The organism is Actinoallomurus rhizosphaericola, assembly GCF_024055675.1.
In the GTDB taxonomy this organism is placed as follows: domain Bacteria; phylum Actinomycetota; class Actinomycetes; order Streptosporangiales; family Streptosporangiaceae; genus Actinoallomurus; species Actinoallomurus soli.
Genome location: NZ_JAMXMW010000023.1, coordinates 106805 through 119528, shown reverse-complemented (window position 1 = coordinate 119528; position 12724 = coordinate 106805). Strand labels below are relative to the sequence as shown.

8 protein-coding genes and 1 pseudogene are annotated in these 12724 nt (G+C 67.8%); 5 read left to right on the top strand and 4 right to left on the bottom strand.

From position 1 onward, the window contains the following. The first annotated feature begins 33 nt into the window (after nucleotides 1–33). The 4 genes from NE234_RS37475 to tkt all read left to right on the top strand — a co-directional run bounded on the left by NE234_RS37475 (nucleotide 34) and on the right by tkt (nucleotide 8023). A complete protein-coding gene (locus tag NE234_RS37475) occupies nucleotides 34–1422 on the top strand; it encodes a ricin-type beta-trefoil lectin domain protein (protein ID WP_252785708.1) in 1389 nt (462 codons plus the stop codon). Between the two features lie 216 nt (nucleotides 1423–1638). Then, nucleotides 1639–3063 (top strand): dihydrolipoyl dehydrogenase family protein, encoded by a 1425-nt coding sequence (locus NE234_RS37470; RefSeq protein WP_252785707.1) that lies wholly within the window; start codon nucleotides 1639–1641, stop codon nucleotides 3061–3063. A gap of 353 nt (nucleotides 3064–3416) precedes the next feature. Further along, nucleotides 3417–5789: a glycoside hydrolase family 65 protein gene (locus NE234_RS37465; protein ID WP_252785706.1), complete on the top strand. Its 2373-nt coding sequence runs from the start codon at nucleotides 3417–3419 to the stop codon at nucleotides 5787–5789. A gap of 182 nt (nucleotides 5790–5971) precedes the next feature. Further along, nucleotides 5972–8023, top strand: a complete 2052-nt coding sequence (tkt, locus tag NE234_RS37460; protein ID WP_252785705.1) for a transketolase — start codon at nucleotides 5972–5974, stop codon at nucleotides 8021–8023. A 389-nt stretch (nucleotides 8024–8412) separates the two neighbouring features. On the opposite strand, the gene zwf is transcribed toward tkt, so the two are convergent. Further along, the gene (gene zwf / locus NE234_RS37455) at nucleotides 8413–9768 is read right to left on the bottom strand and encodes a glucose-6-phosphate dehydrogenase (protein WP_252785704.1); all 1356 of its coding nucleotides are present in this window, start codon (nucleotides 9766–9768) and stop codon (nucleotides 8413–8415) included. 222 nt (nucleotides 9769–9990) lie between these two features. Between zwf and NE234_RS37450 the strand changes: the two are divergent. After that, nucleotides 9991–10380 (top strand): annotated as a pseudogene (locus NE234_RS37450) (class II fructose-bisphosphate aldolase); the annotation flags it as partial. Between the two features lies 1 nt (nucleotide 10381). Here NE234_RS37450 and NE234_RS37445 read toward each other — a convergent pair. The 3 genes from NE234_RS37445 to NE234_RS37440 all read right to left on the bottom strand — a co-directional run bounded on the left by NE234_RS37445 (nucleotide 10382) and on the right by NE234_RS37440 (nucleotide 12259). Continuing rightward, the gene (locus NE234_RS37445) at nucleotides 10382–11182 is read right to left on the bottom strand and encodes an MIP/aquaporin family protein (RefSeq protein ID WP_252785703.1); all 801 of its coding nucleotides are present in this window, start codon (nucleotides 11180–11182) and stop codon (nucleotides 10382–10384) included. A 15-nt stretch (nucleotides 11183–11197) separates the two neighbouring features. Further along, nucleotides 11198–11329: a hypothetical protein gene (locus NE234_RS44815; RefSeq protein WP_256530053.1), complete on the bottom strand. Its 132-nt coding sequence runs from the start codon at nucleotides 11327–11329 to the stop codon at nucleotides 11198–11200. Between the two features lie 471 nt (nucleotides 11330–11800). Continuing rightward, complete coding sequence (locus NE234_RS37440; protein ID WP_256530074.1) at nucleotides 11801–12259, bottom strand: YkgB family protein; 459 nt, start codon at nucleotides 12257–12259, stop codon at nucleotides 11801–11803. Nucleotides 12260–12724 lie beyond the last annotated feature (465 nt).

Here is a 12724-nt window from a genome sequence, read left to right as displayed (position 1 = left end):
TCACCCAACCCCAGTTACAGGAGGAGACCCCGCATGACCCGCCCCCGCATCAGACGGCTCATCGCGACGCTCGCCGCGGTGCCGTTGGCCGCCGCCGCGCTCATGGGCGTCACGGCCGGCTCGGCGTCGGCCGCCGCCAACCCGGGCCCCGGATTCCCCGCGCACTACGCCGCCCCGTACGCGGAGATGTGGAACGACCCGTCCACCCTCATGAACGCCTACAACGCCACCGGCAACAAGTACTACACCCTGGCCTTCGTCATCAGCCAGGGCACCTGCAACGCCACGATCAACGGTGACACGCCGATCACCGACGCGGGCTGGAACAACGCCGTCAACAACCTGCGCGCGGCCGGCGGCGACGTGATCGTGTCCTTCGGCGGCGCGGGCGGCACCGAACTGACCTCCTGCGGCACCGTGGCGGCGATGCAGGCGCAGTACCAGAAGGTCATCGACCAGTTCAATCTCACCCGCATCGACCTCGACATCGAGGGCTCCACGTTGGACGACACGGCCGCCAACGACCGGCGCAACCAGGCCCTCGCCAACCTCCAGCAGCAGTACGCGGCGCAGGGCAAGACCCTGACCGTCGACTACACCCTGCCGGTCAGCCCGTCCGGCCTGGAATCCGACGGCATCGCCCTGCTGCAGAACGCCAAGAGCCACAATCTGAACGTCAACCTCGTCAACATCATGACCATGGACTACGGCGGGTCCATGGACATGGGCCAGGCCGCGATCAGCGCGGCGAACGGCCTGCACACCCAGCTGGGTCAGATCTGGACCAGCAAGACCTCCAGCCAGCTGTGGGCGATGGAGGGCAACTGCCCGATGATCGGCGTCAACGACGTCAGCACCGAGGTGTTCACCACCTCGGACGCCCAGGACCTGGAATCCTTCGCCGCGAGCAACGGCATCCAGGAGCTCACCTTCTGGTCGCTCGGCCGGGACAACCAGGGCTCCAGCGGCACCCCGCAGAGCAACTACCAGTTCACCGGCATCTTCAAGGCGATCACCGGCGGCGGCACGACCAACCCGCCGCCGGGCGCCGCCCCCATCCACGGCTACGGCGGCAAGTGCGTCGACGTCGCCGGCGCCGGCACCGCCAACGGCACCAAGGTGGACCTCTACACCTGCAACGGCACCAACGCGCAGCTGTGGACGCACAGCGGCAACACCTTCCAGGCGCTCGGCAAGTGCCTCGACGTGACCGCGGCCGGCACCGCCGACGGCGCGAAGGTGCAGCTGTACGACTGCAACGGCACGGGCGCCCAGTCCTGGACCGTCGGCGCCGGCAACAGCCTGGTCAACACCAACTCCGGCAAGTGCCTCGACGACACCGACTGGAGCACCGCCGACGGCAACCAGCTGCAGATCTGGACCTGCACCGGCGCCGCCAACCAGAGCTGGACGCTCGGCTGACACCTCGTACCCCCGGCCCCCGCGTCCCCGCGGGGGCCGGGGGCACCCCCATCTCCCGCAGCATCGACTCGCCGTTGGCTGGAGCCGGCGGGGGTGCGCCACGTGAATTGATCGACGGTCCCGTTACCGGCGTTTTGCGTCTTCTCATCAGAAATGCGGGAATGGTGGCAAACGTGGCGGTTCGTGCTGAGGCGTTGCGGGGGATCGGAGACCGGCATGGCGGATGGGAACGACGTCTTCGATGTGATCGTGATCGGCGCGGGCCCGGTCGGAGAGAACGCCGCCGCGCGCGTCGTGCGTGGTGGCCTGACGGCGGCCGTCGTCGAGGAACGCCTGGTGGGCGGCGAGTGCAACTACTACGCGTGTGTGCCGAGCAAGGCGCTGCTGTGGCCAATGGAGCTGGCCTCCGAGGTAGGCCGTATGCCGGGGCTTGGGCTTCGCGGCCCGATCGAGGCGACTGCGGTGTACGACCGCCGTGACGAGGTGGTGTCCCACTTCGACGACAGCGGCTATGTGAACTGGCTGGAGAAGCTGCCGGCGACGTTCGTCCGGGGCCGTGGCCGCCTGGCCGGCCCGTTGCGGGTCGATGTCGCGGTGCCGGGGGGTGGAACCCGGTCGCTGGGCGCCCGGCACGCGATCGTCCTGGCGACCGGTAGCACGCCTGCGATCCCCGATGTTCCCGGGTTGCGTGAGGCACGTCCGTGGACGAACCAGGAGGCGACGAGCACCCGGCACGCGCCGAAGCGGCTCATCGTCATCGGCGGCGGACCCGTCGCCTGTGAGATGTCCCAGGCGCTGCACTCCCTCGGCGCCGTGGAGACCACCGTCCTCGTCCGCGAGGACCGCCTGCTCACCCGGACCGAGCCGTTCGCCGGTGAGCTGGTGGCCCGGTCGCTCGCGGAATCGGGCATCGACCTGCACTTCGGCCGCACCCTCACCCGGGTCGAACGCCAGGGGGCCGACGGGCCGGTGACGGTCCAGGCCGATGACGGTTCGCGGTTCGAGGCCGACGAGATCCTCGTCGCCACCGGCCGCCGCCTGGGCGTGTACGACATCGGCCTGGAGACCGTCGGTATCCGGCCGGACGGCCCCATCGAGGTGGATGCGAGCATGCGGGCGACCGCGGTCCCCGACGGCTGGCTCTACGCGGTCGGCGACGTCAACGGGCTCAACCTGCTCACCCACATGGGCAAGTACCAGGCCCGCATCTGCGGAGACGTCATCGCCGCCCGCGCCCACGGGCGCCCCGACGACCTGCCGTCGCTGCGTGACCGCGCCGACCCGCTGGGCGCCCCCCAGGTCGTCTTCACCGACCCCCAGGTCTGCGCCGTCGGGCGTACGGAGGCCCGGGCCCGCGCGGACGGCTTCCGCACACGCGCCGTCGACTACGACATCGGTGCGGTCATCGGTGCCGAGCTGCAGGTCCCCGGCTACACCGGCCGGGCCCGGCTGGTCGTGGACGAGGACCGACGTGTGCTGCTCGGCGCCACCTTCGTCGGCCCCGCAGCGGCCGACCTGCTGCACGGGGCCACGATCGCGGTGACCGCCGAGATCCCGCTCGAACGGCTCTGGCACGCCGTTCCGACGTTCCCGACCACGAGCGAGGTCTGGCTCAAACTGCTGCAGGAGTACGGCCTCTGAGGTCCGCATAGCGCCCGCAGCGTCAAGGGCCGGCGAGTAGGCCGGTCGCGGGGGCGCCTAATCCAAAAATCGACCCGGCGCGGAGGCATCGGTCCACTCTATGGATCGGCAACGCCGTGACCGCCTGGCACCGGCAACCGAAGTGCGGGTCGGCATCAGCCGCAGGTCCGGCGTGCACAGGCACTCGGTGTCGGCCTTCCAGGTGACGGTCTTCAAGACGTTCTTGCCGGGGTGCAGCGGCACGGCCAGGCCGCTTCGCCTCCGTGGCGGTGTCGATCGTACCGGGCGGGCGCGAGCGCTCCACCAGACCGGAGCCCCCGCGGTTCCTACCGAACGGAGCTGATGGAGTCATCATGATCACGAATTCGGCATTCACCGTGGAGCCTTGGGTGGTCCGAGAGCGCGACCTGGACATGGGCACCCTCGCGCAAACGGAGTCGGTGTTCGCACTGTCGAACGGGCATATCGGCATGCGCGGCAATCTTGACGAAGGTGAGCCGCACGGACTGCCCGGGACCTATTTGAACTCGGTGTACGAACAGCGGCCACTCCCGTATGCGGAGGCCGGCTACGGGTATCCCGAATCCGGGCAGACGGTGGTGAACGTCACCAACGGTAAGTTGATCCGGCTCCTCGTCGATGACGAGCCCTTCGAGATCCGTTACGGCAGGCTGCACGAGCACGAGCGCCTTCTCGACCTGCGCGCCGGCACGCTGACCCGCCGGGTGCGCTGGAGCGCGCCGTCCGGCTGTCCGGTGCGTGTCGCCTCCACGCGGCTCGTCTCGTTCACCCAGCGCGCCGTCGCGGCGATTCGCTACGAGGTCGAAGCCCTCGATCGCCCGGTGCGGATCGTCGTCCAGTCGGAACTGGTGGCGAACGAGTCGCTGCCCGCACTGAGCGGGGACCCGCGAGCAGCCGCGGTACTGGAGTCGCCGCTGGTCATGGAGGAGAACGTCGCCGCGGAGCACTGCGCCATGATGATCCATCGGATCCGGGCCAGTGGACTACGGATAGCGGCCGTCATGCGTAACGAGGTGGACGCCCCCGAGGGCACCGACGTGGATCTCAGCGGCGCGGGTGATATCAGCCGGTTCACGGTGGTGACCCGGCTGGAACCCGGCCAGCGGCTGAGGCTGGTCAAGCTCTTGGCGTACGGCTGGTCGGCGCAGCGGTCACGGCCGGCCATGCACGATCAGGTCATGGCGGCGCTGGCCGGTGCAGGTTCGACCGGGTGGGACGGCCTGGTGAGCGAACAGCGCGCGTTCCTCGACGACTTCTGGTCGGGGGCGGATGTGGAGATCGACGGTGATCCGCAGGTGCAGCAGGCGGTCCGCTTCGGGCTCTTCCACCTCCTGCAGGCGGGCGCTCGGACGGAACAACGGCCCATCCCGGCGAAGGGACTGACCGGTCCCGGCTATGACGGGCACACCTTCTGGGACACCGAGTCGTTCGTCCTGCCGGTCCTCAGCTATACCTACCCGAGCGCGGTCGCGGACACGCTGGATTGGAGGCGGACCACCCTTCCGCAAGCCGAGGACCGCGCCGAGCGGCTCGGGCTCCACGGGGCCGCCTTCCCTTGGCGGACGATCCATGGCGAGGAATGTTCAGGCTATTGGCCGGCCGGCACTGCTGCGTTCCACATAAACGCCGACATCGCATGCGCGGTGGCGCGGTACGTGGACGCGACGCACGACCTCGGGTTCGAGCGAGAGAGCGGCCTGCCGCTGCTCGTGGCGACAGCCCGGCTGTGGCGCAGTCTCGGTCATCACGACGTCGACGGCCGATTTCGCATCGACGGCGTCACGGGCCCCGATGAATACAGCGCGCTGGCGGACAACAACGTCTACACCAACCTCATGGCACGGCGGAACCTGCGCGCGGCGGCCGACGCGACCGTCCGTCACCCGGACGCAGCCCAGCAGCTGGGAGTGACGGTCGACGAGACCGCCTCATGGCGTGCCGCCGCCGACGCCACATACCTGCCGTTCGACGATCAGCTCGGGGTTCACCCGCAGAGCGAGGGATTCACCGAGCATAAGCGCTGGGATTTCGCTGCCACCGAACCGGAGCAGTATCCGTTGATGCTTCATTTCCCGTATTTCGAGCTTTATCGAAAGCAGGTGGTAAAGCAGGCCGACCTGGTCTTGGCCATGTACCTTTGTGCCGAGGATTTCATGTTCGAAGAGAAGGTGCGCAACTTCGCCTACTACGAGGCGCTCACCGTGCGTGATTCATCGCTGTCCGCAGCCGTCCAGGCCGTGATCGCCGCTGAGATCGGCCAGCTCGACCTCGCCTACGACTATCTCGGCGAAGCCGCGCTGATGGACCTCGACGACTTGGAGCACAACACCCGGGACGGAGTGCACATCGCCTCGCTCGCCGGCGCCTGGACCGCGCTCGTCGCCGGATTCGGTGGAATGCGAGCCGGTGGCGGTCGCATCAGGTTCGACCCGCACCTGCCGGACGGCATCACGCGGCTCGCCTTCCGGTTGTGCTATCGCGGTCGCCGATTCCAGGTCGTCGTCACGGGGGATACGACGACCTATCACCTTCTGGAGGGTGATCCGCTTTCGGTGATGCACCACGGTGAGGACTTCCTGCTCGGCGAGGAGCCGGCCACGCTGCCGACACCGGCCGCGCCGGCTCCGGACTGCTGGATCCGCCAACCCCGCGGACGCGAGCCCCTGCCTCGCCGCGCCGGTGCCATGGCGCGCCGCCGACCTTGAGGTCCCATCCGCCGTCCCATAGAGATCCGCGCCGGGGGCACATCTGCACGGCTCGCCGGAAGCTGCGCGGACTGAACCTTTAACGACCGGCATCCGGCTTTAGCCGGTGCCTCGTCGGGTGAGACCTCCATGCCCCTATCGGGTGATCTTCGCCGGTGGTAGCGTTCGAATTAGGGGGAGTCATGGACGCCTTGTCCATAAATGTAATTCGTGGGCTTTGTTTGGATGCGATCCAAAAGGCGGAGTCGGGTCATCCGGGCACGCCGATGGATATCGCGCCGGTCGCCTACACGCTGTGGCAGCGGTTCCTGCGATTCGATCCCGCCGATCCGATTTGGCCAAACCGCGACCGCTTCGTGCTCTCCGAGGGACATGCGTCGGCGCTGTTGTGGTCTCTGTTGCACCTGGCGGGCGTCCGTGCCGTCGATCCCGATTATGAGGTGCTCGGCCGGCCGGCGGTGACTCTTGAGGACCTGAAGACGTTTCGCCGGCTGGACTCCCACGCGCCGGGCCATCCGGAGTACCGGTGGACGAGCGGGGTGGAGGCGACGACCGGACCGCTCGGCCAGGGTGTGGCGATGTCGGTGGGTATGGCGATGGCCGAGCAGTGGCTTGCGGCGCGGTACAACCGGAATGGGTTTCCGATCTTTGATTTCGACGTTTATGCGCTGGCCGGGGACGGTTGCATGATGGAAGGGATCTCCTCGGAGGCGGCGTCTATCGCCAGCCATCAGCGGTTGTCCAACCTGTGCTGGATCTACGATTCCAACCGGGTGACGATCGAAGGCCATACCGACATCACATTCACCGAGGATGTGGCGGCGCGCTTCATCGGATATCGCTGGAACGTCATGATGGTGGCGGACGCGAACGACGTCGATCAGGTCTCCCATGCACTGCACTCGTTCAAGGCCGAGCACGAGCGCCCTACGCTGATCGTGGTCCACAGCCACATCGGCTACGGCTCGCCGCTGGAGGACTCGCCGAGAGTGCACGGCGAGCCGCTGGGCGTCGAGGCGGTCAGGGCGACCAAGCGCTTCCTCGGGATGCCGGAGGACGCGGAGTTCTTCATCCCTGACGGCGTGTACGACTGGTTCGCGGCGGGGATCGGCCAGCGCGGCGCGCATGCCCGAGCCGACTGGGAGGCGCGCTTCAAGGAGTATGCGAGCATCCATCCGGCGCTTGCCGAGGAGATCGAGCGCATGCAGCGCCGGGAGTTGCCGGATGGCTGGGAGGACATGCTGCCCTCGTTCCCGGCCGACCCCGAGGGTATGGCGACGCGTGCGTCGTCAGGTCAGGTGCTCAACGCGGTCGCCGAGGCCGTGCCGTGGCTGCTGGGGGGCTCGGCGGACCTTGCGCCGTCGACGAAGACCCGCCTTGGCTTCGACGGTGCCGGAGACTTCCAGCCCGGCCAGCGCGGCGGACGGAACTTCCACTTCGGGGTCCGGGAGCACACCGCGGCCGCGATCGCCAACGGCATGGCGCTGACCAAGCTCCGCTCGTACTGGTCGGGATTTTTGATCTTCTCCGACTACGCCCGAGGCGCGATCCGGCTGTCCGCGCTGATGGAGATCCCGGTCGTGCACATCTTCACCCATGACTCGATCGGCGTCGGTGAGGATGGTCCGACGCATCAGCCGGTCGAGCAGCTCGCGTCCCTTCGGGCCATGCCCGGGCTGCTGGTCTTCCGGCCGGCCGACGCAGGCGAGGTCGTCGAGACCTGGCGGGTCGTCGCGGGGCTCCGCCGGGAGCCGGCCGCTCTGGTCCTGTCCAGGCAACCGCTTCCCACATTCGACCGATCACAGATGAACGGAGCCGACGGGGTCGCGAAGGGCGCGTACGTGCTCGCGGACTCCTCGAACGGGCGGATCGATGTCATCCTGCTCGCCACCGGCTCGGAGGTGGCGCTCGCCGTGGCCGTGCGGGAGGAGCTCGCCGGAGAAGGCATCGGCGTCCGGGTGGTGAGCATGCCGTGTTGGGAGCTGTTCGAGCGGCAACCGCGCGAGTACCGCGACCAGGTGCTGCCGCCGGAGGTGACCGCCCGGGTGGGGATCGAGCAGGCGTCGACGCTGGGCTGGGACCGGTACGTGGGGCCCGAGGGCACCGTCGTCGGCATGCATACCTTCGGTGCGTCGGCGCCCCTCAAGCAGCTGCTCTCGAAGTTCGGCTTCACCCCCGAGAAGGTCTCCCGGATCGCTCGTGAGCTGGCGATGAGGGGGCGGGGAGCGCGGTGAAACCGACCCAGACCCTGCACGAGCGCGGCCAGAGCCTCTGGCTGGACAACATCACCCGCGGCATGCTCGACTCCGGATGAATCCGCAGCCATATCGACCGCTACGCGGTGACCGGGCTCACCCCGAACCCGTCGATCTTCGATAAGGCCATCGAGTCCGGCGACTACGACGACGACGCTGCTGTTCTCCGCCGGCCACTACCGGGCCGCCGCGGACGCCTACCTCACCGGCGTGCAGCGCCCACGGCCGGTCCTGCACCGTTCGCCGCTCGATCGAAGCATCGCGGCCGACCGGCACGTTCGCGACAAGCCGAGGTGGAAACAGGCCGTGGCCGACGACGCCCGGCGTTGCCGACAGCCATTCCGACAAGGTCGCCCGACGAAACGAAATCATGGACGGATGGTGGTGGGGATCCACTGGCCCTCGGGGGTGAGCCGGTCGGCAGTGGTCGGGCCCCACCCGCCGGGTTCGTACAACTCTGGCGGCGTCTTGAGGTCGAGGATGGGCTCGACGATGCGCCATTGTTCTTCGACGGTGTCCTCGCGGGCGAAGTGGCGCGGGTCGCCGGCGAGCGCGTCGGCGAAGACCCGTTCGTAGGCGCTCTCCACCCGACAGGGGAAGTCGACTGATACGGGCACCTCGCGTGTCGCGCCGACCCTTCCAGGGGCCTTGGCGAGCAACTCGAACGTCACCCCGGGGTCGGGCTCGAGCCGGAAGCGCACGATGTTCGGGCGCGGCCGGTCGGCGTCGCCGCCGATGAACAGCATGCGTGGCGGCCGGCGGAGCCGGATGGCGATCTCGGTGCTGGTGACCGCGAGCGCCTTACCCGTCCTGATCAGGAAAGGCACGTCCGCCCAGCGCCAGTTGTCGATCCACAGCCGCACCGCCGTGTACGTCTCGACGGTCGACCCCGGGGCGACGCCGGGCGTGTCGAGATAGCCGGCGTACTGACCGCGCACGACGTCGCCGGGGTCGATCGGGCGTATCGCACACATCAACCGCCGCTTCTCGCTGCGTTCGGACTCGGCGTCGTCGTCGGCCGGAGGATCCATGGCCAGGTATGCCAGGACTTGCAGCAGGTGGTTCTGGACGACATCGCGGATGGCGCCCACCGCATCGTAAAAAGCCCCCCGGTCGGCGACGTCGAACGCCTCGGCCATTGTGATCTCGACGGCGGCGACGTGATCGCGATTCCAGATCGGTTCCAGCAGGCTGTTGGCGAAGCGGAAGATCATGAGGTTCTGGACCGGCTCCTTGCCGAGGAAATGATCAACCCGGAGCAGCCGTTCCTCGGGGAAGTACCGGTGCAACGCGGCATTGAGCCGGCGCGCCGAGGGGAGGTCGTGGCCGAACGGCTTCTCCACCACCAGCCGACCGTGGGTGTTAAGCCCCGCGGCGCCTAGTCCTTCGGCTATCGGCCCGAACAATGCGGGTGGCACGGCCAGATAGTGAACGGCGAACGCGTCGCCGATGCGCCGCGCGAGTTCGGCGTAGAGGTCCGGCCGGGTCGCGTCGCCGGTCACCGGCGGCGTGAGCCTGTCGGCGAACGCGCCGAAGACGTCTTCATCGACCGATCCGCAGGCGGTGGTGACGCTGGTCCGTGCGTGTTCGCGCAGGGTCGCCGCATCCAGCGAACCACGATCCACGCCGATGACCTGAACGTCGAGTGCGCCGCGAGCGGTGAGCCGATACAGCGCTGGAATGATCATTTTCTTGGCGAGATCACCGCCGATGCCGTACAGCACCAGGACTCGCCCTCGCGGTGTGTTCATGATGGATGCCCTCGCTCGACCCTCGGAGCACTGTCCAGGCCTTCTATCCTTCGTACGCCTATGGGCGGTGCAGATAGGTATGGGACGTGTTGAAGTCGTATACCGGCCGGCGGCCCAGCCGTATGCATACCCGGGACCTGGTCCGACTCATCAGGACCGACCGCCCGGATGGCCAACGGACGCGGGCCGCGGACGGTCCACGGCGTGTACAAGGGCCACGTCCAGCTGCGGCCGGAGGTGCTGAAGCAGATCCAGGATGCCGTCGGCGAGAAGCACGGCAAGGACAAGCCGTTCGAGCTGGTCTTCCACGGCGGTTCCGGCTCCACGCTGGAGGAGATCCGGGAGGCGGTGTCGTACGGCGTGGTGAAGATGAACATCGACACCGACAGGCAGTACGCCTTCACCCGGCCGGTCGCCGACCACATGTTCAAGAACTACGACGGCAGCCTGAAGGTCGACGGTGACGTGGGCAACAAGAACGTCTACGACCCGCGCTCGTACGGCAAGGCGGCCGAGCAGGGCATGGCGGCCCGCGTGGTCGAGGCCACCGAGCATCCGCACTCGGCGAGCAAAGAGATCAAGTAACTCACCGCATGCGACCCGCGTCTCGTGCATGGATCCGCATCGCGGGCGGCGAGTAGTGGCAGTCGAGGAAATGGCATGCGTACGCGCTGTCGTGGATGAGCTTTCCGCAGGCCACTGTCCTGCGACGCCGCCGGTACAGCAACGCTGCCGCCAGGGCGCCGAGCGGCGGTGCCGTCAGGTAGACCCAGAGCCCTGTCCAGACGGAGCCGACGAGCGCAGGTCCGAGGCTACGGGCCGGGTTGAGACTGGTCCCGGATATCGGACGCTCGACGAAGAACAGCACCGCCACCAGGAGAGCGGCCGCCGCCCCGGTGAAGGGCATGAGGCGTGGTCGGTCGACGAAATTGAGGATCAGTGTTACCAGCAGAAAGGTCATGGCGGCCTCCGCGCCCAGGCACGCCGCCGGACCACCGAGCGCGGGGACGGTGGCTCCGAGACGAACGTCGGCGGCAGAGTGGTCCCAGGTGAGCAGGGCCAGCAACACGCCGGTGACGGCTCCGCCGAACTGGGCGGCGGCGTACGCGGCGGCCGAGCGCGGGGTGAGCTTGCGGAGCAGGAAGAAGGCCAGGGTGATCGCCGGGTTCATGTGCCCGCCGCTGGTCCGGCCGAGCGGGGAGTAGACGATGGCCACGGCGATGCCCGCGATCAGGATCCCCGTCAGCAGCCGCCGAAGGTCGTGGCACGGGATGGCCGTGACGATGGGCGAGCCGGTCGCGAATCCCACGACGATCGCGCTGACAGTCAGCGCCAGCAGGATCGCCGTCGCCGCGAACTCGGCGATGACCTCACGCCATCCGGCCATGTCATCTCCCTGGGTTCAGGCGGCGTTGCGCCGTTCGGCCCGATCGATGGCGCAGGTGGCGTTGACCAGGCCGATGTGGGTGAAACGCCTGGCGGTTCCGAGCGATTCGCCACTGGATGGACCGGCCTCCTCGGCCGGCAGGCCCACGTCGTTGGTATACGCGGCGGCGTTCGAACTACACCATTGACGGGCGACCGGCTCTTGCTTATCTGCTGTTACCCCAGGTAGATGGGTGAACCACTGCTGGGCGCGCCGGAATCACGCCGGTGGTCGGCCCACCTGGCATACAGGGAGATGATCTATCGGGCCCCGGCGACCCGGTTGGCCTGCTGGGCGCGGTCTGTGGTTCGAACTCGCCCGGCGGGTCCCGTGGCACCTGGAGCTGCGCCGGCCCGACGTCGGCGGAAACCCGTCTTGGACGAGGCGCCGTTGCGGATTGCCGGGCCCACCGGGCCGCCTCGGGCGGTGTACCAGCCACTGGCAACAAACAGCGCGTCACCGATATCGGCGCCTGATGATCACGCCGAGTGAGTACCTTGGGGGGTTATCTGGGTGGTCGAGGTCCACGGCGCTGGGCGGTGACCCTTGCAGATCATGTTAGTCCCGCCAGGCCGCGAGTTACCGGCACCGGGCGGCTTCCAGGGCGTCCGCAGCCGTCAGCAGGGAGGCTCCGAGGAGTACGACGTCCTTCACCAGGAACTGTCCCGCGAGGGACAGCTTCGGCTCCCGGCGTGTCTCCTGCCACGCCTCTGGCGTTGTAGCCAGGAAGCTGAGGGTGGTGGCGAACATTCCGACGGCGGCGAGGCTGCCGAGGGCCGACACTCTCGGCGCAACCGGTTTTGCTCCGATCAGCGAACCCACAACGATTTCAGTGACGCCGATCAATCTGGCGACCTTCGCCTCTCCGAACCTGGCGATAAGCCATGAGAATGGATAGCTTGAGGTCACGAGGGGTCGAATATTCTCCACCTCGTAGTCTTCGAACTTCAGTCGCCCGATTTCGAGCAGATTGATCACGAGTCCATAGCGGATGGTCAAAATTCCCGCGTCTTGCGCTATTCTTCTAGCACAGTGCATTCCCATAAGACCAATCCTCGTGTGACGCGTCGGTTATATCGGTCAGTGTAGGACTCGAAACATCAACTGAGGCTGAGCGTCAGGTCATGCTTCACCATTGGTGTCGGGGTCGTCGGCGATCACCCGATCCGCCGAGGGGAAGTGGAGCGTCGTGGCTTCAACGGCAGGAGGCGCCGAAGACATGCCCGCCATCGGGCACTTCCCGATGGCGGTCCTGTAAACACCCGTGGATGGTCCGCTGTCGCGTTCCCGGAGGACGATCCGGACGGCAGCGCCAACGATCGTTCGGACTGGACAGGCGGAGAGCCGACGACTTCGCTGCGAAGGCGCAACAGGGCGAATGGGTACGCGTCTTCGTTGAACCCAAAGGCGGCGAGACGCTGTTCAAAGCGTACGCCGACGCCTGGCTCAAGCAGCACGTTTCGGATGCGATCGACGAACGTCTTGCGGACTACGGCGCGACCG

What these genes read in the sequence shown, in the direction of transcription:
- NE234_RS37445 (WP_252785703.1), bottom strand. Translation starts at nt 11,182, where the DNA reads ATGGCCGGATGGCGTGAGGTCATCGCCGAGTTCGCGGCGACGGCGATC.
- tkt (WP_252785705.1), top strand. Translation starts at nt 5,972, where the DNA reads ATGGACGCCTTGTCCATAAATGTAATTCGTGGGCTTTGTTTGGATGCG.
- NE234_RS37470 (WP_252785707.1), top strand. Translation starts at nt 1,639, where the DNA reads ATGGCGGATGGGAACGACGTCTTCGATGTGATCGTGATCGGCGCGGGC.
- NE234_RS37440 (WP_256530074.1), bottom strand. Translation starts at nt 12,259, where the DNA reads ATGCACTGTGCTAGAAGAATAGCGCAAGACGCGGGAATTTTGACCATC.
- NE234_RS37465 (WP_252785706.1), top strand. Translation starts at nt 3,417, where the DNA reads ATGATCACGAATTCGGCATTCACCGTGGAGCCTTGGGTGGTCCGAGAG.
- NE234_RS37475 (WP_252785708.1), top strand. Translation starts at nt 34, where the DNA reads ATGACCCGCCCCCGCATCAGACGGCTCATCGCGACGCTCGCCGCGGTG.